This window comes from Pseudoalteromonas sp. 0303 (assembly GCF_013349995.1).
Taxonomy (GTDB): domain Bacteria; phylum Pseudomonadota; class Gammaproteobacteria; order Enterobacterales; family Alteromonadaceae; genus Pseudoalteromonas.
The window spans coordinates 20,484-41,849 of record NZ_JABVXF010000014.1 but is presented as its reverse complement, the minus strand read 5'-3'; the positions used below and the strand labels follow the sequence as shown (position 1 = coordinate 41,849).

Genomic DNA, 21,366 nt, shown 5'->3' with positions numbered 1-21,366 from the left:
ATTGCAGGGCTTTTTTATTACTATTCGTGGGATTAGTGGTTCATGGTTTTACTATTAATGTAATCTGTGAGCGCAAACAACACCCCCGACACCACAAACGTGACATGAATTAACACCTTCCAGAGTAGCTCATCTGTTGAATGGTTGTTCGAGCTAATAAAGACTTTTAAAAGCTCCACAGCCGATATAGCGACAATAGCGCTTATCAGTTTCATCTTCAGACCCGAGAAACCAACTTTACCCATCCACACAGGCCTGTCTTCATGGTTGTCTATATTCAACTTTGACACAAAATTTTCGTAGCCACTGAAAATGATGATAAGCAAAAGCCCTGCTAGTAGCGCAGTGTCAACTAAAGTCAAAATACCTACCAAAAGCTCTTGGTTTGACGCAGTGAACGTATTTAAGGCCATACTGTATAAATATTTAAAGAACTTTAGCAGCAGTAATACCACAGCGACTAATAAGCCAATAAAGAATGGTGCTAATAACCAACGCGAGCGAAAGATAAAACTCTCCACAACTTGCTCTAGTTTGGTTGGTACTTTCTTTATTTTTGAATGAGTCACTTGTTCAGACATAAGTTAGTTCACTTTTCTTTTAAAATTAGCGCGATAATACGTGTTTTGACCTTACGATTACCAGCATTAGAGGCAAAAAGAGTGGTTATTTTTTGCTTATCTTTACGATAAAAATTTTTCGTTATCTTTTTTTGAAATTTAGTTTATAAATTCACTCAAGCAAAGTGAAATACACATTGCGCACCATTACTGTGCAATTTAGCCGGTAATAATTACTTTTGTTGATTAGGAATAATTAAATGAAAAAAGCATTGCTAGCACTAATTTTGGCACCTGTTTTAAGCGTGTCAGCAACGAATGCAATCGCTAACGAAGCACCTGAAGCATCAGCTGAAATGATCAAAGAATACACTGAAATGTGTTTAAACTGGGCAAAAGATGATGACATCAGCAACGAAGAATTAAAGCCATACGTATTAAAATGTTTAAACGATGAGCTTGAAGCTGAAGGCTATAAAAAAGTAAAAGACGTACAAATCTAATTTTACGCCTGCTTAGAATATAGAAAAACCGGAATGACACAATGATGTGCGCTCCGGTTTTTTGTTTTTAATGACTGTAATAATCAGCTAATGCACTTAATAAAAATAATAACGAACCTACCATGAATAACACCACCCCCACTGTGGCATACTCTATAAATGCTGGTAAAAATAAGGTACTACCAAAGAAAAAGGCGCATGCTGATATGATATTCACCAACGCATTAACTTTAGGTGCGAGTGTAAACTTCATGACCATTCCTTATTCTGTTAACTCAGGGATAAAGTGAAACGCTTTAACTATGCGATTCCAGCTGTTTATCTCAAGTACTACCGTCGTTAATACAACAATGTCTTTTTCGTTAAAGATAGCAGACACTTGGTTGTAAACATCGTCTTCAACATGTTTATCAATGATATTTGTTAAGGCTTCCGCCCAAGCGAGTGCTGCAGTTTCTTGTTCTGAAAACACCGGGACTTCACGCCAAGCGGCTAGTACATCAAGTCGCTGTTGACACTCACCTTGGCTTCTCAGCTCTGCTGAATGCATATGCTGACAAAACCCACAGCCATTAATTTGAGACACTCTTAGTCTTACTAAATCAGCGAGCTTCGCGGTTATGTTTGTATCTTCTGGCAGTGCGCTGAGCCCAGTTAAATGTTTAACAAGTCCTGGGTTGAGTGAATAAACCTGCTGTTGTGATAAACGTGTTTGCATTTTGAATCTCCTGTCTTGATGTTGATGACAGAATAACAACAGCCTAAAAGCAAATATTGGTAAAAAACGACATTAGCAATGCCATACAAGCATAAAAAAGGGTTGCAACTGCAACCCCTTTTTATAATCTAGATAGATGTAAACTTACTTTTTAGCCGCCGCTTTTTTCTTAGCTGGCGCTTTCTTTTTACTCTCTTCTACCCACTTGCCATTTTGGTAGTGAGCAGTCCAGCCTGTGGCTTTACCATCTACTTCACTCATTACATACTGCTCTTTATTTTTACGGCTGTATCGAACGACTGAAGGATTACCATCAGGGTCTTTTGCAGGTGCGTCCGCAAGGTAATAGAACTTTTCAGAAATACGATCTCTAAAACGTTTTAATTCTTCAACTTTTGGCGCACGTGTTTCACGTGATTTAGGGAAGGTATTTGCAGCTAAGAAAATACCTGATGCACCATCACGCAGTACAAAGTAAGCTTCTGATTTTTCACATTCAAGTTCAGGTAAATGAACTGGATCTTCTTTTGGTGGCGCAGCTTCACCGTTTTTAAGTAACTTACGTGTATTTTTACACTCTTCATTACTACAACCGAAGTACTTACCAAAACGACCCGATTTTAACTGCATATCTGAGCCACATTTATCACATTCGATAATAGGGCCGTCGTAACCTTTAATTTTAAAGGTACCTTGTTCAACGATATAACCCTTACACGCAGGGTTATTACCACACACATGTAACTTACGTGTTTCGTCAATCAGGTATGAATCCATTGCCGTTTCACAAATTGGGCAACGCTTCATTTGCATTAGTGACTCTGTTTCAACGTCTTCCACGTCTGCCGCAATGGCTTCATCGCCGGGCACCAAGTTCATGGTCGTAGTACAACGCTCTTTCGGTGGCAGGTTGTAACCTGTACAACCTAAGAACACACCGGTTGATGCAGTACGAATACCCATCTTACGACCACAGGTTGGACAATCGATATCAGTCTCAACCATTTGGTTTTGACGCATACCACCGTGCTCTTCGTCGCCAGAGGCAATTTCAAGCTGAGTTGAAAAGTCCGCATAGAATTTATCAAGTACTTGTGTCCAAACACGTTCGCCTTCTGCGATATCATCCAGACGACCTTCCATCTTAGCGGTAAAATCAAAGTTCATCAGATCTTCGAAGTTTTCAACTAAGCGGTCTGTAACAATCTCACCCATTTTTTCGGCGAAGAAACGGCGGTTTTCAACACGCACGTAACCACGGTCTTGAATCGTTGAAATAATTGATGCATACGTAGAAGGACGACCAATACCGCGCTTTTCTAATTCTTTAACTAAACTTGCTTCACTAAAACGTGCAGGTGGCTTTGTAAAATGTTGTTTAGGATCTAACTCAACAAGGGTCAGTACATCACCTTCTTTAACCGCAGGCAGTGATTGATCTTCTTCGTTCTTTTTACGAACAGCTGGCTGAACTTTTGTCCAACCATCAAAACGAAGTACGCGGCCTTTTGCTTTTAACTGATAATCACCGGCACCAACCGTTAAAGTTGTTAAATCGTATTCTGCTGGAACCATTTGGCAGGCAACAAACTGACGCCAAATTAATTCGTAGAGTTTTTTAGCGTCCGCTTCAACACCGTCTAAATGACCAGACAACACAGTAACACTAGAAGGACGAATCGCTTCGTGCGCCTCTTGAGCATTACCTTTTGAGCTATAACTAATCGGTGCTTTCGGTAAATACTTCTCACCAAACTGCTCTGTCACGTAATCACGACACATTTCAACCGCATCTTTCGATAAGTTAGTTGAATCGGTACGCATATAAGTAATGTGACCTGCTTCATATAAGCGTTGAGCCAGCATCATGGTCTTCTTAACACCATAACCTAGGCGTGTACTTGCTGCCTGTTGCATGGTTGAAGTAATAAATGGTGCGCTTGGTTTACTCTTACTAGGCTTTTCTTCAACGCTAATGACCTTGTAGTCAGCTTTTTCAAGTTGACTAACGGCAGACATCGCCTGCTCTTCATTAACTGGCTTAAAAGGCTTGTCAGCGTGTTTGGTCACTTCTAGGCGTAAAGCTGCTTCTGTATTTTTAACATCGGCGTGGATATCCCAGAACTCTTCAGGAATAAATGCTTTGATTTCGCGTTCACGTTCAACAAGTAAACGCACTGCAACAGATTGCACACGACCGGCTGATAAACCACGGGCCACTTTAGCCCATAGCAATGGAGACACCATAAAGCCCACTACACGGTCAAGGAAACGACGCGCTTGTTGCGCGTAAACCATGTCAGTGTTTAATTCACCGGGTGTTTCGAATGCTTGCTGAATCGCATTTTTAGTGATTTCGTTAAAAACAACTCGCTTATATTTTTCAGGTTCACCACCTATAATCTGTTCGAGGTGCCATGCAATCGCTTCCCCTTCTCTATCCAAATCGGTTGCGAGATAGATTTTATCGGCGTTTTCTGCAAGTTTTTTTAATTCTTGAACAACTTTCTCTTTGCCCGGTAAGACTTCGTAATGTGGTTCCCAGCCTTTTTCAGGATCAATACCCATGCGAGCAACAAGATTTTTATAATCGCGTTGCTTTTTATAGGCAGCTTTTTCTTCTGGTGACATTTTTCGAACTTCAGCAGGCGTTTTCGTCGCTGCAGTTTTCGTTTTGCCTGAACCTGAAGTTGGTAGATCACGCACATGCCCAACGCTGGACTTTACGATGAAATCGTTACCTAAGTATTTATTAATTGTTTTTGCCTTTGCTGGAGACTCTACAATTACAAGTGATTTGCCCATAGCTGCCTATTTCTGACCGAGTATTTTAAAAGTTTTTTGCCCTTATAAATGTATATCCATCACATTAAACAAATAAGTATGATTTTTTAACATTGGAGCACGAATATTTATAGGTATATCTACAAACACCAATTGTTACAAGCTTTTAATAGAAACTTTTCTTCATTGAGTGAATAATTAAACAATTTTTGTTGCTAATTTAGTCAATGTGGTGTTTTGCGGTAATTTCAAGGGGAATATATAGAACAGCAACAAAAATGCCAACCTTCTGGTTGGCATTTTTTTAAATTTAAACAAATAACTACTTGTTAGCCATCGTCACTAATTGCAATTCTAGCAGTAGAAATGTTGCCTTTCCCTGTTGTAAATTCAACAGTTAAAAAGCCTTCTGCTTTGTCATTCCCTTCTGCTTCACGACTAATTGATAAAGTTTCACCAAACGCTGCTGTTGCTGATGAATTTCGAAGCTCAAAACCATCAGTACCACTGTACTCACCATTATCAGTAGTTACAGATACACTCGTTCCTGCAGGCATTGGATTATTAAAAATATCAGAGTAATAGACTGCGAAAGTTAACGCGGCTAATTCAGTTCCAGAATCAGCAGTTGTAATGTTGATATTTCTCACATCACAATAACTAGTATCAGCTGTTTCCTCTAAATCGAGAACAAATGCACCTTTTTCATCAGCTGCAGGAAAACGTCGGATAGGATTACATTCCTCAATATCCCTAGCAAGTTGCATTGCATTATCTGTGAAAACTGTAGGATCATCCTCAGTTGTTTCAGCAAGAGCAGCTGCAAATCGACTACGCAATTCATTTTTTGTCACAACAAACCGAGAATAAGCTGTACTACCTGACATAATGATTTCAAACGAATCTCGAATATCAACTAATTCTTTAGTGCACAGGCTTTCAAAAGTATCACTATCTGAAGGCGTTGTTGCTTCTTCTCGGCACACTAAACCATTATATTTTCCATCAGCGAGTGTATGCATTCCATTAAGATCAATATCCCAATTTTCTTCAAAATGCCCTGCATTCGTATTTTCTGGACTACACGGATCATCAGTTGCACCTTCTTGACAATTTTCAGCGGCCTTTATCACTGATGCAGTAACTGGGTCGTAAATTGCTGCTAAACCATCATAAAAACCATTTTCATTATGATCGATAAATGCTTCTGTCAGGTCATAGCCGCTATAATATTCGTTGGTGTCAAAGCGGCCATTGCCATTAATGTCGATAAATGACTCTTGACCTTTTGCAGTTACAAGAACTGTGGCACGGCCACCTAATGGCACACCATCCTCATCAAACGCTGCATTTAAAATACCTGCCATACAAGGCGCTGCGGCTCCAAAATAAAGATCACAGTTAATTGCATCAGTTTTTGGATTAACGCTGTTGATTCTGTTACCCCATTTAGCTTCTGTAAATGGCTTTGGATTTTGAGAGCGCCATTGAGCAACACATTGCCCATCGACTGTATTACATTCCAGCTGAGGGTTAAACTCTGTGCCATCAATTGTTCCTATAGCACCGCCTTCTGTTGTTAAATATACAGATGTACCATCAGGCACAGGGTTATTAAAGTGGTCGGCTAGATAAACGTTAATTTCTTCAAGATCACCATTATAATTTAATGCTTCGATATTAAAGTTCGTTGGTGCGGCGGTGAAACTATTACTATCAGGAAGGCCTGAGCTGATTGAAACAAGATCAGATACGCTTGTTACTTGCTCATCTAATGAAACCAACGAAAGCTCACCTGTTGGACATGATACATTAGCATTTCGATCTGCTTCATCAAGAAGGCATTCGTCATAAAGCTCTTTCCAACAAGTCACATTATCATTTTGATCTTCAGGGATAAGTTCATCCGGTATGTAGCATGCTTGCACGCGTACAGCTTGAGGTACAAAACCAGAGTTTATCTGAATTCGAGCTAAACCTTCTGAGTCGGTTGACACGCTGGCATGAGAATAACCACTTGCATCTGTAACTTCAGAGAGTGAAATTCCACCATTGGTAGAGCTTAAACGAAAATCTAAGCGCTTTTGTTTAGCCGTATTACCAATTTCATCTGTTAACTTAAATGTAAGTTGGCTAATTTCTTTGCGAGATACGCCACCTGTGCCTTTTAGTGCAATTACATTCTCGGTTGCTTCAACAAATTCAATCGAACTTACAGCAGCGGCTGATACAGGTACATTCACTGATACCACTTTTGGTGTTCCACCGGTAAGGACTGTTGCTGTAACCGTATCACCTTGTGTTGTGTTGCAGCCGTTACTTCTGTATGTCGCGGTTGCAATACCGCTAATGCTTGTAGCGGTTTCATCCATAACAGCAAGATCTGATTCGACGCAACCAGATGTAAACTCAACATCTAATGGCGTTACAAACAGCTCGCCGTCAGTATCATAAATACTGACAGTTATAACCGTTGTTGCGCCAGCTGCAAGTGGCACAAATTCGTCAGCAATAACATTGCCAGTATCGTCTACTTTGTTATATAAGCCATTTGAAATTTCTACAGTTAACTCTGCAGTTGCAATTTCGAATGCTTTTGATGCACTCACCGATTTAGCAGTAACAGACACTTCACCTGCACCACTATTTGCGCCAGGTTGTAGTTTTAAAATTGCAAAACCGAAGTTGTCAGTGAGCGCCTTTCCTGATTCTGGTAATAAAGCGCCAAGATCAGTCGAAAGCTCAGCGATAATACCGTCAATACCGTCGCCCGAACTTGTATCTGTCACTTTGACCATAACGTCGATGAGTTCGTCAGATGAGAATTGATTTACAACCGTACAACCTGAAGCTAGGTAAGTTGTTTCCAGTGATGTTGTATTACGATTAGCCTCCCAGTTAGTTGCGCACCCTTGCAACAGCTTGATATCAAGTTCAGCTTCGGCACTTTCGACAGGGGCATCATCACCATTTGAAATAAAGCCTGCGATTTTAGTGATTGTGTTACCACTTTCATCCGTATATGTAGCAACAACTTGACCGGCCCCTTTAGAATCACCACTGCTTAAAGTTACTGAAGCTTCACCATTTTCATCAGTTAATGCAGTACCTAATACAGGAGTGATTTTGCCTGTATAGTTTGTTGTAAAAGAAATTAGCTGCCCCTGTAATGGCTGTTCTTCTTCTAATAAAGTTGCAGTAACCGTCCCTTTATTATCCTTGCTAACAGGGTTATCAACTGTAAATGGCGAGCCAGCGCTGTCTAGAATTGACACATCAAGAGTAATACTGCCACTAACACTTGAGTCATCTGTTTCAGAACCATCTGATGTAAAGCCAAAAGTATCGGTAAAAGTATCTTCGTCATTAGCATATGTTGCAGTAATAATGCCAGCCCCTGCAGTATTGCCAGCTGTTAAAGTAATCGATGCCACACCATCCGCATTCGTTAACACAGTACCAGATACAGGATCAAGCAAGCCAATATCGCCATTAAGACTAAAGCTGACTACTTCGCCAACAACAGCTTCACCGCTATTCGTAAGCGTTGCCGCAATAGTTAGAGGTGAATCAGCTGTTACAGTATTCGCTTCTTCTGATGAAGATTGGTTGTAGCCTTGAACAGACACAACATAGTTCGGCTCTTCTGTTGTGCCGTCACCGCTATCAGATGAATCGCTGTCTAATGACCCACCACCGCCACAGGCGGCTAACAATGAGCTGAAAAACAAAATACTTAGCCATCGTAATAAAGGCATCGCCCTCTCCCTAGTTAGCTATTTCTTATTTATATGTATGTTTACCTAATATTAACCTAAAAATTAAACGAAGATCATAATTTTTTTCCTTTAAAGGCAACGAAATTATTTAACTATTTATCGAATTTTTCTGTATAAAAATCTTCATGCTGGTAGTCTATGGCAAAATTTATAAAAAAATAGACTAGGTGTATGTCAAAAGTACGATCTTTAAGCCTTACATCTCGTATCATGGTAGGTATGGTACTGGGTGTAATCGTTGGTTTTATCTTTCAAGCCATTTTAGCGGGTGAAGATGATTTCCTTGTTCCACTAGGGTTATTCTCTTTACCAATTAAAGCATTTTTTGTTGATGGTATTTTCCATGTTGGTGGTCAAATTTTCATTGCAAGCTTAAAGATGCTTGTGGTGCCACTGGTTTTTGTATCATTAGTCTGTGGTACTTGTAGCTTAAGCGACCCTAAAAAATTAGGCCGTTTAGGCGGTAAGTCAATTTTGCTTTATTTAGCAACGACCGCAATCGCGATTACTGTTGCTATTACCTTAGCCTTGTTAGTTAACCCAGGTGAAGGAATCAACTTACCTTCGGATGCTAACTACAGTGCAAAAGAAGCACCAACTCTTGCGCAAGTTATCATTGGTATGTTCCCAACTAACCCTATTGATGCCATGGCAAGTGGTAACATGCTACAGGTTATTGTTTTTGCATTATTATTCGGTGTTGCTATGGCCCTTAGCGGTAAAGCAGGCCAACGTGTTGCAAATGTTTTTGAAGACTTAAACACTGTTATTTTAAAGCTAGTTACCTTACTTATGAACATTGCACCTTATGGCGTGTTCTTCTTGATGGCAAAACTCTTTACAACCATCGACTTAAAGCTAATTAAGAGCCTTGCTTTATACTTCGGTGTGGTTGTATTTGCACTGCTATTCCACGGTTTAGTTAACTACAGTGTCTTGTTAAAGTTATTTACCGGCCTTAACCCAATTACGTTTTTAAAGAAAATGAAAAACGCCTGCCTATTTGCATTTAGTACATCTAGCTCAAGTGCAACTATGCCTATTACCCTTGAAACTGCGAGCAAAAAATTAGGTGCGCACAATTCAGTTGCTTCGTTTACTGTGCCTCTAGGCGCAACCATTAACATGGACGGCACAGCAATTATGCAAGGTGTTGCGACCGTGTTCATCGCACAGGTATTTTCTGTTGATTTAACGATTTCTGATTACTTAATGGTTATTTTAACTGCAACACTTGCTTCTGTAGGTACAGCTGGTGTGCCAGGTGTTGGTCTTATTATGTTAGCTATGGTCTTAAACCAAGTAGGCTTGCCTGTAGAAGGTATTGCTATCATCATTGGTGTTGACCGTTTACTCGATATGACACGTACCGCTGTGAACGTTACAGGTGATTGTATGGTGACCTGTGTGGTTGCAAAATCTGAAGGTGAATTTGATGAGGACGTATTTAACGACCCTAATGCCGCTAAAGATTTAGAGGACTATCATAAGTCAATTAAGTAAAGACTTATTCGCAGCCAATAAAAAACCCGCTAAGTTAGCGGGTTTTTTATTGCGGTTTGTATTTTAAAGCAGGTTATGGATTTAAGCCTTTAAAACGTGACATTAAACTAACACCCGCTTTACTTACTCCAGAACTTAAACCAACGGCTAGCTTATCGCTTAAATTCTTCTTAATACGGTATTTAACTTTATAAATTTGACGCTCTTTCGCTTGGCTCAATAAGATATCATCACTTGTGTCAATCTTATCAACTAAGCCTTTATCGAACGCTTGGGTAGCAAACCAATGCTCACCGGTTGCAACAGTATCAATATCTAGAGATGGACGCTGCTCACTCACAAAAGTTTTAAATAAACCATGAGTTTGTTCTATCTCTTCTTTGAATTTTTCACGACCTTTATCGGTATTTTCACCAAAGATAGTTAGCGTACGCTTGTATTCACCTGCGGTGATTTGCTCAAAATCAACATCATTCTTTTTCAAGATTTTATTAAAGTTAGGAATTTGCGCAATAACACCAATCGAGCCAACAATTGCAAAAGGTGCTGCAACAATCTCATTGGCCACACAGGCCATCATATAGCCACCACTTGCTGCTACTTTATCAATAGCAACAGTTAAATGAATGCCAGCATTACGTAAGCGTTGTAATTGAGAGGCAGCAAGGCCATAGCCGTGCACCACACCACCACCACTTTCAAGGCGTACCAGCACGCGATCTTTTTCTTTGTCGGCAATGGTTAAAATAGCGGTAATTTCTTCTCGTAGGCTTTCTACTTCGTGGGCATCAACACTGCCATTAAAATCAATCACATATAAACGTGATTTAGGTTCGTCGTTTTGCTGTTTTTTAGTCTCAGCTTTTTGCTGTTTTTGGTGAGCCTTGAGCTCTTTTTTTGAAAGGGTATTTTCGATAAAGCTTTGTTTCAGATCATCAAGTTGCTCACTCAAATCATCAATCGTTATCTCACCTTTCTTCGCTTTAGGTTTCACTGCAGCGCCCATGATAATGGCAACAATCACAGCAATTGCGATGACAAATGTCAGGGTTTTTGCAAAAAATAACCCATATTCATAGAAAAATTCCAATCAAACTCTCCATTTATTAATGCATCGGCACAATTTACCACGCTTTAAAGCAAAAAAAAGCCACATGATGTGGCTTTTTACTTAATTGGTTATTACTTAATTAGTAAGGTTTCGATTATTCAGTAACAACTTCTGGATTAGTCACCTGAAGATACTGACCACGGCTTGCTAGGAAAGTCGCGATTTGCAATTGCATTTCTGCAGTTGCCGCTGCACTTTCTTCAGCTGTTGCACCTGAATCTGCCGTTGCAGCAGGTGTTAACACTGAGCTGTGGTGCCCTTTAGTAAATTTAACCACATAACTCATTGCATCAGCTGTTGGGCCTTGTGTTTCAGCCACGGTTGATAAACCCATTAGGTTAGCAAGAGGTAAGCTACCAGCAATTGGGTTACTCGCTACCATAGGTGGAATAACCATATCAGCATTGTTGTTAGCACCATCGCCAACCACTACACTCATGTACACTGGCGTGCCAAGTGCTGCAACAGATGCTGCGTAGTTAGAAGGGTCACCACTATCAAGTGCTGTTTGCGCAGCAAAAGCAAACTGAGTGATCACACTTTGAATATTTGCTAGTTTTGCAGTTTCACCAGCAACCGTTAGTGAACCAATATATTCTTTATAAGCACACGTAACGAAAGCAGTTTGATTAGACGCAAGTGAACCACAGTTTGATAACGCTTCATTTTGAGCATACGCACCAAACTCAGCTGACTCTTCAATACCAGCAGCAAGTAATACCGAGCCTTGTACAAATGGGCCAAATGTATTTGACTCAATTAAGAAGCTGGCGATACCGCCACCACCACTGGCAAGTGCCACACTTTTAACGTTGAACATTGGATCAACTTGGTCAGCTAGCGGAGCATTAGTCACAGCAACAAATGCTGGAGCAACTACCGAGCCTAATGAATGACCTAAGAATGATACATCTTGTGCATTTAAATCAGCAGCACCTGTAAAGTTAAGACCTAAGCGTAAGCCAAGTAAATCAGCAACTGATTGACGTAAGCTATCACGCGCTACTAATAATGACTGTAAGTTCATATAGCTTAATACAGAACCTGTAGAGGCATTAAAGTCGTCAGTACCGTCGCCGTCTACATCTACACCACGCTCACCATGCATAGGGTGATCGATTGCAGCTGTTGCAAAGCCTTGCATTGTTAGCTGTGCGGTAATAGCTAGCATATCTTCTTTTTTAGAAGTAATACCGTGCTGAAGGATAACGACAGGCCAACCACCTTCAGGCATTGCTAACTCATCCATACCTAACTGACCACGTATTGCATTGATCACAGGTAAAATTGGTTTAGTAATTTGTACTGGCACGTTCGCAATGCTTTGTGTTTTTGGAATTGTGTTGTACTTAGTTAAGTGTTTTGTTTGATCTAAGCCTAAATCACGTAACTTACCATCACTTAATGCCATACAAAGGCCATCAGTCTCACTAATTGGGTCTGTTGGGAATGAGTCACCCGCTGCTGATGCATAACCTAACACAGCAACACCACTATCACATAAACCTTGCCAATAAGTCGCTGATAAATCATCAACCGTTGTGCCTGTTGGTGTTGCTAAATACATAGGTAACATCACGCTACCCTTTTGATACTGCACACCGCCAAACACCGGTGATAAACCTGTAATACCTTGTGATGCGAATACTTGCTCAACCGTAATAACAGGTTGCTCAGGAATTTGCACCATCGGCGTAGGTAGCGCATCTAGCGTTAAGCTTGCAGCAAGAAGCTGTTTTACTGTACCAAGTACTTGACCTGCTGATTGCATTGTCATCGCAGCAGAATAGATAATTTCATCTTTTGTGATGGCACCACCCGATGTCACAGCATCTTCGTAGCTATTGATAACCGCTTGAAGTGACTTTTGCGAATCAGTGATAAGTGTTGTCTCTTCGCTCACTAGTGCATAAGTTGAAGATGGTTCAATTGAACGCCCTTCTGAGTCCATTAATGACGTTGTCAGAACATTAATGTAAGTGCTGCCCGCTTTAAATGGCTTAAGTGGGATAACAGCAACCGCATCACCAGAGCCTTGAGTAATGAAGTCAACACCAAAGGTTAATTCAGACACTAATTTACAAGCAATACCCGCTGGCACTTGCGAGCAAGTTTCATCTGTTTGGCTTGCCCCCATTACAACTTCAAAAATACGCACAGCTCCTGGTGAAGCAGCAGAAGTCATATCAAGAGAAATACCCTCAGGAAATGCTAAATCGATTGCAAACGGAGTTTGTGTTGACCAGCCATCAAGGGCACCAAGTGCAAGCTGAGGATCAGCATAAGCTGCACGTTCAACACTAACATTGTTGTCGTCTAATTCACCCGGCATGTTTAAAGTACCATCAAGGGTACCACTCATCAGTAAATCATTCGGTACTGAGATTACACTATTAGCTGGGTCAAATTTTACTGTCGCGGTTGGGAGAACAGGAGGATTATCATTTTTTACATCTTCTAATGTTTCTCCTCCACCACAGCCAGTAATGGCTGACGCAATGGCTAGTGAGAGTAGCAGTTTTTTCATAATTTCGCTCCGCGCAAATCTTATTGTTATTGTGTGTTCAGGGTTAAAGGTAGTTATCCTACTACCTTCATTCTAAGTTAATTTAATGTAATTAGGTTATTAATGAGACATTAGACCAGTTAAAGTTAACGTAAAGTTTCAATTTTCGCCACCTTAATTTGCAATAAATTCGATAACTTGGCTTTTTGCTATGGTAAAATGATGAAAAATTTAATCGATGGTACGTTTATGCATACTTATAAAGCCGCAGAGAATGCGCTAAAAGACAAAGTAATTTTAATAACAGGTGCTGGTGATGGCATTGGTCGTGTTGCCGCATTAACTTATGCTAAGCATGGTGCCACTGTTATTTTACTTGGAAAAACAACCAATAAACTTGAATGTGTTTACGATGAAATTGTAAATGCAGGCTATCCACAACCGGCTATTGTGCCAATGGATTTAAAAGGTGCCACAAAACAAAACTACCGTGACTTAGCTGCAACCATCGAAATGCAGTTCGGTAAGTTAGATGGTTTACTTAATAACGCAGGTATTTTAGGTTCATTAGGTCCCCTTGAACATTTCTGTGTTTCTACCTTTGAAAACATCATGAAAGTGAATGTAACTGCACAAGCGATGATCACTAAATTCATGTTCCCACTGCTTCGCAAATCTGATAGCGCATCTGTTATTTTTACTTCGTCAGGTGTTGGTCGCCAAGGCCGTGAACACTGGGGTGCGTATGCAATCTCAAAATTTGCTGTTGAAGGTATGATGCAAACGTGGGCTTGTGAAGTGGGTAAAACCAATATTCGCGTGAACTGTATTAACCCAGGTGCTACCCGCACATCGATGCGTGCATCAGCATACCCTGGTGAAGATAGAGATAAGTTAGCAACACCTGAAGATTTAATGCCAACATATTTATACTTGATGAGCGAAGACTCTAAAGAGGTGAACGGCCAGTCTTTAGATGCTCAGCAAAAATAAAGCAGATTGCTAATATATAGATACAAAAAAGCAGCTTTCGCTGCTTTTTTAATTTTCAATTAAATAAAACGTTTGATAATAAAATCAACTTTTACACGTTTAGCCTGCCCCAATAGCTTTTTAACCGGTGCCGGATAGTCATCCATCGTCTCTAAATCCTGTGGACCTGTTAAACGACGACAGTGCTGCAAAATAGCGTGTTTTTCATTTTCTATTTGCTCAAGGATATGCTGCTTAGGGTCGTCAATTAAAATACCGTTTTCGATATCTAAGCCCCATGCTCGCGGGTTTAAGTTATGTCCACTTAATAAATGTAAGCGCTTATCTGAGCAAATCCCTTTTAAGTGAAAAGAATTACTTTCATGCTTCCAAAGGTAAACATTCAAATTACCATTACTGATGTGGCGTTTTTGTGACTTTAAAAACTTATACAAAATGGTTTCGTATAAATAAGGTAATGCACCAATTTTACTAAACGGCTCACTTGGCGGCAGATAAAAATCGTTTGCGGTTTTATCCCCTACCACAATAGTTACTTGCTTGCCTTGCTTCAATAAACGGCGTAATGAACGCATTAATGGCGCAGGAAAGTTAAAGTAAGGGGTATAAAGAACGAGTTCTTGCTCTGTGGTATCGAATAACGATTTAATTAAACGATTCAGCTTATTACTTCTGCGTCCTAAACCTAAAAATAAACGCACACCTAACTCACCGGCACTGGCTTCTGCAGCACTTTCGTAACTTGCCGATTTAAGTTCACGCATCAATTGTTTTTGCGCGACTTTAATATCATTAAACTTTACCAGTGGACGCATATCAATACGTGGCACTGCTGCTGAGCTTAAAAGATGTGTTTCTATAAATTCGATGACCGAATTACACAAACCAGCTTGGCGAACTAAAAAGTAGCGGTCTAAACGGTAACGTTCGTCTTGCTGCAGATACACATTATTTAAGCTTGCGCCGCTATATAATAATGTGTCGTCAATCACAAAGCCTTTTAAATGCAGGACTCCGAAAAGCTCTTTGGCTTTTACTGGAACACCATGAACTTTAACATTTGATTGATACTGCTCTTGAAAATCACAATACATGCTGGCATTGCCATCAGACTTAGCCGCACCAATTAAACCACGTTGAGCTCGGTGAAAATCAACCAGTACTTTTACTTCTAACTCAGGGTTAGCAAGTGATGCTTCATGTAACGCAGTTAATATTTCTCGCCCAGCTTCATCGTCTTGCAAATATAAAGCAGTAATATAAATTCTTTTTTTCGCTGCACCAATTAAACGCAATAGTTCAGTGCGATACTCTTTTGCATTGGTTAAGACCTGTACGTCTTCTGTAGTCAGCCCAAAAGCGGGCTTTTCCTGCCAAAATACCATAATTGCCTGTTCGTTTAGTTAGCTCATACCAAGAGCTAATATCAAAATTAGCTAAAACATACCAAAAAAATATTGCTTGGTCATGAATTACCGTACTTTGATCACAGAACTATTTGTAATTAGCCTGTTTTATGAGCAAAAAGAGTTATTTAAATTATAATAAGTAAGGATTATTTGACAGCTTAGCGATTTGACTAAAAAAATAATCAGGGCTTTTGTTTACATCCGTCTTGTTTTTCTTAGAATCGGGCGCATAGACATCGTATTGAAACGTTTTTAGGAAAAACCATGAGTGACGCAAAACACTGTAAACTATTAATCTTAGGTTCTGGCCCAGCAGGCTACACAGCAGCGGTTTACGCAGCACGTGCCAACCTTAACCCTGTTCTTATCACTGGTATTCAGCAAGGTGGTCAATTAACAACAACCACTGAAGTTGAAAACTGGCCTGGCGATGCACACGGTTTAACAGGTCCTGCATTAATGGACCGTATGAAAGAACACGCTGAACGTTTCGAGACTGAAATTGTTTTTGATCATATTAATAAAGTTGATGTTTCAAAGCGCCCTTTCACTTTAACTGGTGACTCAGGCACATATACGTGTGATGCATTAATTATCGCAACAGGCGCGTCGGCTAAATACTTAGGTTTAGAATCAGAGACTAACTTCCAAGGTCGTGGTGTTTCTGCTTGTGCAACCTGTGATGGTTTCTTCTACCGTGGTCAAAAAGTAGCGGTTGTGGGCGGTGGTAACACTGCTGTTGAAGAAGCACTTTACTTATCAAATATCGCTGATGAAGTTCACGTTATCCACCGTCGTGACAGCTTCCGTAGTGAAAAAATCTTAGCTGATCGTTTAAAAGAAAAAGCTGAAAACGGTAACGTTGTTTTACATTACAATCGCACTTTGGATGAAGTACTTGGTGATGAAATGGGCGTAACTGGCATCCGCATTAAAGCAACTGATTCTGAAGAAACAGAAAACTTAGATCTTGCGGGTGTATTCATTGCAATTGGCCATAAGCCAAACACTGACATGTTTGAAGGTCAGCTAGAGATGAAAGACGGCTATTTAGTCGTTCAGTCTGGTTTAAACGGTAACGCAACACAAACAAGCGTACCAGGTGTATTTGCTGCAGGTGATGTATCTGATCACATTTATCGCCAAGCAATCACATCAGCAGGTACTGGTTGTATGGCTGCACTTGATGCAGAACGCTTCTTAGATAACCTATAAAATAGTTGATCTAAAGCACTAAATACTAGGGGCTGTTGTAAAACAGCCCCTTTTTTATAGCTAAATTTTTGTTAAAATCAGAGCAAATAACAACGATACGCTGATATGATCAAGCAACTATACCAACTCTCGCCCGAGACTGTTGATTTTCCAGACCCAGAACTCTCCCTTGATGAGCCCGATGGCCTGTTAGCAATTGGCGGGGATTTATCAGTTGAGCGCATTAAAAATGCCTATAACACCGGTATTTTCCCTTGGTTTAGTGACTATGAGCCTATTATGTGGTGGTCACCTAGCATGCGTGGTGTTATTGAGCTTAATGAATTTCATGTTAGTCGCAGTTTAAAAAAGCATTTAAAGCGTTTTCCTGTGCGTGTCACTATTAATCACGCATTTTCCCACGTTATCAATGCTTGTCGTGAGCAACGTATCGATGCAGAAGGTACTTGGATCACTGAGCAAATGATGCATGCCTACATTGAAGCGCACCATCAGGGTTTAGCACACAGCCTTGAAATATGGCACCAAGATGAACTCGTAGCTGGTCTCTATGGCATTATGCAAAATGGCATATTTTGTGGTGAATCAATGTTTCATCAAGTCAGTAATGGCTCAAAGCTGGCGATGTGGGCATTAGTTAATTGGCTTAAAAAACACCAAGCCCATTTTATCGATTGCCAACTAGAAAACCCTTATTTAATCACTTTAGGTGCAAAAGTTATCCCACGTAGAGAATTTTTAACTAGACTTAAATTAGCGCACAGTTATGTGCCTAAAAAAGATATGTGGCAACCACAAGAGTTGATTAATATTTATGACTGAGCACTTACCCGCTAGGCTTGGTTTAAGCCAGCAATTTGATTGCAGTTATTTACCCGACCGTCAGGAGCAACTACTTGTTATACTTGACCCAAGTTGTTATTGCCCTGATAAATTTGAACAGTTATTAGCACTGGGTTTTAGACGCAGTGGTGACCAAATCTATCGTCCACATTGCCCTATTTGTAATGCTTGTAATTCAGTGCGCGTTTTGGCCCAACAATTTACCCCTTCAAAATCCCAAAAGCGCAAATTAAATAAAGCAAATAAGGTTTTCACAGTCAGTTATAGTGAATACGAACGCGCAGAATATTACCCGTTATATTGCAAATACATCACGCAAAGGCATCAAGATGGTTCAATGTTTCCGCCTGATCAAAGTCAGTACGAAAGCTTTTTGTTTTGCCAGTGGCTACCCGTTACGTTCATAGAGTTAAGAGATGGCGATAAATTAGTTGCTGTTGCGGTAACCGATTGCATGACCAATGCCCTATCAGCGATTTATACCTTTTTTGATCCCGATTATGAGCAATACAGTATTGGTAGCATCATGATCATGGAGCAAATTAAATTTGCAAAACAACAAGCAAAACAATTTGTCTATTTAGGTTACCAAATCGACGAATGCACTAAAATGAAATATAAAACACAATTTTTGCCTGCACAAAAGCACATTGGCGACGAGTGGTTGGCGATTTAATTTACAAAATTGAGCCCTGTAGCTTTACTTATTGCTGTATTTTCGGCAAAATCTGCAGCGTTTAACTATTAAAGAGGTGTTACGCTAAACATGGCGAAAGAAGACGTAATCGAAATGCAAGGTACGGTCCTTGATACTTTACCAAATACAATGTTCCGAGTTGAGCTAGAAAATGGTCACGTTGTTGTGGCTCATATCTCTGGTAAAATGCGCAAAAACTACATCCGCATCTTAACTGGCGACAAAGTAACCGTAGAAATGACTCCTTACGATTTATCGAAAGGTCGCATCGTATTCCGTGCTCGCTAAGTTAGTGCGTTAACGAGAGATTTAGCTTTTTGCTGCTTTGAATGAGCAGGTGTGTTTATTACAAAGAGCTAAAAGCGTTTGTTAAATGGTGTTAAAACTAACTTAGTTTTAATTCCATTTAATAAACAAAAAGCCCAGCAATTGCTGGGCTTTTTGTTTTTAGCTAAAAACAACTTAAGCTGTTTCTAGGCTAGTTTCAAAGTCAAAGTGGATTTTCTTGTCTTTAACCAATACCTTAACTGAACCACCATCGGCTAGCTCACCAAACAAGATTGCATTTGCCAGTGGCTTTTTAAGCTCATCTTGAATAACACGCGCCATCGGGCGTGCACCCATCGCTTTATCATAGCCTTTATCTGCCAACCACTCTCTTGCTTTGGATGTAAGTTCAAGGTTAACCGACTTCTTATCAAGTTGTGCTTGTAACTCAACAATGAACTTATCAACCACTTGCAAGATAATCTCTTTCTCAAGGTGATTAAACCAAATGATATTATCTAAGCGGTTTCTAAACTCAGGTGAAAACACTTTGTTGATTTCACTCATCGCATCATGAGAATGGTCTTGTTCGGTAAAGCCAATCGACTTACGTACAGTCTCTTGAACACCCGCATTCGTCGTCATCACCAATACTACATTTCTGAAATCAGCTTTACGACCATTGTTATCAGTAAGCGTACCGTGATCCATTACTTGCAGTAGAATGTTGTAAATATCTGAATGTGCTTTTTCAATTTCGTCCAGTAGTACAACTGCATGCGGGTTTTTAATTACCGCTTCAGTTAACAAACCACCTTGCTCAAAACCAACATAGCCAGGAGGTGCACCAATTAGACGACTGACCGCATGACGTTCAACGTATTCAGACATATCAAAGCGAATAAACTCAACACCCATACACTTAGCAAGCTGCTTAGTGACTTCTGTTTTACCAACCCCTGTTGGGCCTGCAAATAAGAACGAACCCACTGGTTTGTCTTCGTTAGCAAGGCCAGAGCGCGATAAACGAATTGCTGAAGTCAACGCATCGATTGATTGGTCTTGACCAAACACCAGCATTTTCAAGTTACGGTCAAGGTTTTTAAGCGTCTCTTTATCGCTAGATGAAACGCTTTGCTGAGGTATACGCGCCATCTTAGATACAATAAGCTCGATATCAGCCACGCCAATTGTTTTCTTACGTTTGGAAACGGGCTGTAAACGCTGATTAGCACCTGCTTCATCAATAACATCAATAGCCTTGTCTGGTAAGTGACGTTCATTAATATATTTAGCACTAAGTTCTGCAGCTGCTTTCAATGCCTTTTGTGTATAACGAATACCATGGTGCTCTTCGTAACGCTCTTTTAAACCGTTAAGAATTTTCGTGGTATCGGCAACACTTGGTTCAAGCACATCAATTTTTTGGAAACGACGCACTAACGCACGGTCTTTTTCAAAGATATTCTTGAACTCGTTATAAGTAGTTGAGCCCATGCAGCGCAGCTTACCACTCGAAAGTAGCGGTTTAATTAGGTTCGATGCATCCATTACACCACCCGATGCTGCACCGGCACCAATGATGGTATGAATTTCATCAATAAATAAAATTGAACCTGGTTTAGCTTGTAACTCTTTAAGCAGCGATTTAAAACGTTTTTCAAAATCACCACGGTATTTGGTACCCGCTAATAATGCGCCCATATCGAGTGAGTAAACAACAGCATCGGCAATCACTTCAGGTACTTCTTTATTTACAATACGATAAGCTAGGCCTTCAGCAATGGCTGTTTTACCTACACCAGCTTCACCAACCAAGAGCGGGTTGTTCTTCTTACGGCGACATAACACTTGTACAGTGCGCTCAACTTCGTTGTCGCGACCCACTAATGGGTCAATATTGCCATCAATCGCTTGCTGATTTAGATTAGTCGTAAAGTTTTCAAGCTTAGTTGGCTCTTCACCTTGCACTTCTTGCACTTCTTCATGAATGTCATCGTGGTCTTCACCGCCAATGTCGTCATCTGTTTTAGAAATGCCATGCGAAATGAAGTTAACAATATCTAAACGGTTAACATCTGATTTTTTAAGTAAATAAACAGCTTGGCTTTCTTGCTCAGAAAAAATTGCCACTAGCACATTAACGCCAGTTACTTCGTTTTTGCCAGATGATTGCACGTGAAATACAGCGCGCTGCAATACACGCTGAAAACCTAACGTCGGTTGCGTTTCTCTGTCTTCTTCAAGATCAGGAATAACCTGCGTTGTTTCGTCAATAAAATCTGATAATTCGACTTTTAATGCGCCCATATCAACGCCGCAGGCGTTTAGCGCTTCTCCAGCAGAAGGGTTATCGAGCAGTGCAAGTAAAAGATGCTCGACGGTCATAAATTCATGACGGCGTGTTCTCGCTTCGCGAAACGCCGCATTCAAGGTTAGTTCTAAGTCTTTGTTTAGCATTGGCAACCCCTTACTGAG

16 protein-coding genes are annotated in these 21,366 nt (G+C 40.3%); 7 read left to right on the top strand and 9 right to left on the bottom strand.

Annotated features, from left to right (window positions below; genetic code table 11):
• Positions 1–32: 32 nt before the first annotated feature.
• Positions 33–581 (bottom strand): TIGR00645 family protein, encoded by a 549-nt coding sequence (locus HUS62_RS11010; protein ID WP_058585177.1) that lies wholly within the window; start codon positions 579–581, stop codon positions 33–35.
• A gap of 239 nt (positions 582–820) precedes the next feature.
• Here HUS62_RS11010 and HUS62_RS11005 point away from each other — a divergent pair, with 239 nt between their 5' ends.
• The gene (locus tag HUS62_RS11005; protein ID WP_054561654.1) at positions 821–1,063 is read left to right on the top strand and encodes a hypothetical protein; all 243 of its coding nucleotides are present in this window, start codon (positions 821–823) and stop codon (positions 1,061–1,063) included.
• Positions 1,064–1,130: 67 nt separating this feature from the next.
• Here the strand turns inward: HUS62_RS11005 and HUS62_RS11000 are convergent, their stop codons facing one another.
• The 4 genes from HUS62_RS11000 to HUS62_RS10985 form a co-directional block, all read right to left on the bottom strand.
• Complete coding sequence (locus HUS62_RS11000) at positions 1,131–1,316, bottom strand: YrhK family protein (RefSeq protein WP_054561655.1); 186 nt, start codon at positions 1,314–1,316, stop codon at positions 1,131–1,133.
• A gap of 9 nt (positions 1,317–1,325) precedes the next feature.
• Positions 1,326–1,781 carry a carboxymuconolactone decarboxylase family protein gene (locus HUS62_RS10995; protein ID WP_175079546.1) on the bottom strand — a complete coding sequence of 152 codons (456 nt, stop codon included), beginning with the start codon at positions 1,779–1,781 and terminating at the stop codon, positions 1,326–1,328.
• A gap of 144 nt (positions 1,782–1,925) precedes the next feature.
• Positions 1,926–4,586 (bottom strand): type I DNA topoisomerase, encoded by a 2,661-nt coding sequence (gene topA, locus HUS62_RS10990; protein ID WP_062564522.1) that lies wholly within the window; start codon positions 4,584–4,586, stop codon positions 1,926–1,928.
• Positions 4,587–4,894: 308 nt separating this feature from the next.
• A complete protein-coding gene (locus HUS62_RS10985; protein ID WP_175079545.1) occupies positions 4,895–8,323 on the bottom strand; it encodes a hypothetical protein in 3,429 nt (1,142 codons plus the stop codon).
• A 192-nt stretch (positions 8,324–8,515) separates the two neighbouring features.
• Here HUS62_RS10985 and HUS62_RS10980 point away from each other — a divergent pair, with 192 nt between their 5' ends.
• Positions 8,516–9,847: a dicarboxylate/amino acid:cation symporter gene (locus HUS62_RS10980; RefSeq protein ID WP_175079544.1), complete on the top strand. Its 1,332-nt coding sequence runs from the start codon at positions 8,516–8,518 to the stop codon at positions 9,845–9,847.
• Positions 9,848–9,920: 73 nt separating this feature from the next.
• Here HUS62_RS10980 and sohB read toward each other — a convergent pair whose 3' ends face one another.
• Both sohB and HUS62_RS10970 read right to left on the bottom strand, forming a co-directional pair.
• On the bottom strand, positions 9,921–10,937 hold the full coding sequence (gene sohB, locus HUS62_RS10975) for a protease SohB (RefSeq protein ID WP_175079543.1): 1,017 nt from the start codon (positions 10,935–10,937) through the stop codon (positions 9,921–9,923).
• A 115-nt stretch (positions 10,938–11,052) separates the two neighbouring features.
• The gene (locus tag HUS62_RS10970) at positions 11,053–13,485 is read right to left on the bottom strand and encodes a VolA/Pla-1 family phospholipase (RefSeq protein ID WP_175079542.1); all 2,433 of its coding nucleotides are present in this window, start codon (positions 13,483–13,485) and stop codon (positions 11,053–11,055) included.
• 228 nt (positions 13,486–13,713) lie between these two features.
• Here HUS62_RS10970 and HUS62_RS10965 point away from each other — a divergent pair, with 228 nt between their 5' ends.
• Complete coding sequence (locus HUS62_RS10965) at positions 13,714–14,457, top strand: YciK family oxidoreductase (RefSeq protein WP_175079589.1); 744 nt, start codon at positions 13,714–13,716, stop codon at positions 14,455–14,457.
• A gap of 59 nt (positions 14,458–14,516) precedes the next feature.
• Here the strand turns inward: HUS62_RS10965 and pssA are convergent, their stop codons facing one another.
• Positions 14,517–15,842, bottom strand: a complete 1,326-nt coding sequence (gene pssA / locus HUS62_RS10960; RefSeq protein ID WP_175079541.1) for a CDP-diacylglycerol--serine O-phosphatidyltransferase — start codon at positions 15,840–15,842, stop codon at positions 14,517–14,519.
• Positions 15,843–16,130: 288 nt separating this feature from the next.
• Between pssA and trxB the strand changes: the two genes are divergently transcribed.
• The 4 genes from trxB to infA all read left to right on the top strand — a co-directional run bounded on the left by trxB (position 16,131) and on the right by infA (position 18,909).
• The gene (trxB, locus tag HUS62_RS10955) at positions 16,131–17,081 is read left to right on the top strand and encodes a thioredoxin-disulfide reductase (RefSeq protein WP_054551466.1); all 951 of its coding nucleotides are present in this window, start codon (positions 16,131–16,133) and stop codon (positions 17,079–17,081) included.
• A 105-nt stretch (positions 17,082–17,186) separates the two neighbouring features.
• On the top strand, positions 17,187–17,903 hold the full coding sequence (aat, locus tag HUS62_RS10950) for a leucyl/phenylalanyl-tRNA--protein transferase (RefSeq protein WP_175079540.1): 717 nt from the start codon (positions 17,187–17,189) through the stop codon (positions 17,901–17,903).
• Positions 17,896–18,600, top strand: coding sequence for an arginyltransferase (locus HUS62_RS10945; RefSeq protein WP_054551468.1), 705 nt, complete (start codon positions 17,896–17,898; stop codon positions 18,598–18,600). The genes aat and HUS62_RS10945 overlap by 8 nt, the downstream gene beginning before the upstream one ends.
• 90 nt (positions 18,601–18,690) lie before the next feature.
• Positions 18,691–18,909 carry a translation initiation factor IF-1 gene (infA, locus tag HUS62_RS10940; RefSeq protein ID WP_002962494.1) on the top strand — a complete coding sequence of 73 codons (219 nt, stop codon included), beginning with the start codon at positions 18,691–18,693 and terminating at the stop codon, positions 18,907–18,909.
• A gap of 174 nt (positions 18,910–19,083) precedes the next feature.
• Here infA and clpA read toward each other — a convergent pair whose 3' ends face one another.
• Positions 19,084–21,348, bottom strand: coding sequence for an ATP-dependent Clp protease ATP-binding subunit ClpA (gene clpA, locus HUS62_RS10935; RefSeq protein WP_175079539.1), 2,265 nt, complete (start codon positions 21,346–21,348; stop codon positions 19,084–19,086).
• Between the last annotated feature and the right edge of the window lie 18 nt (positions 21,349–21,366).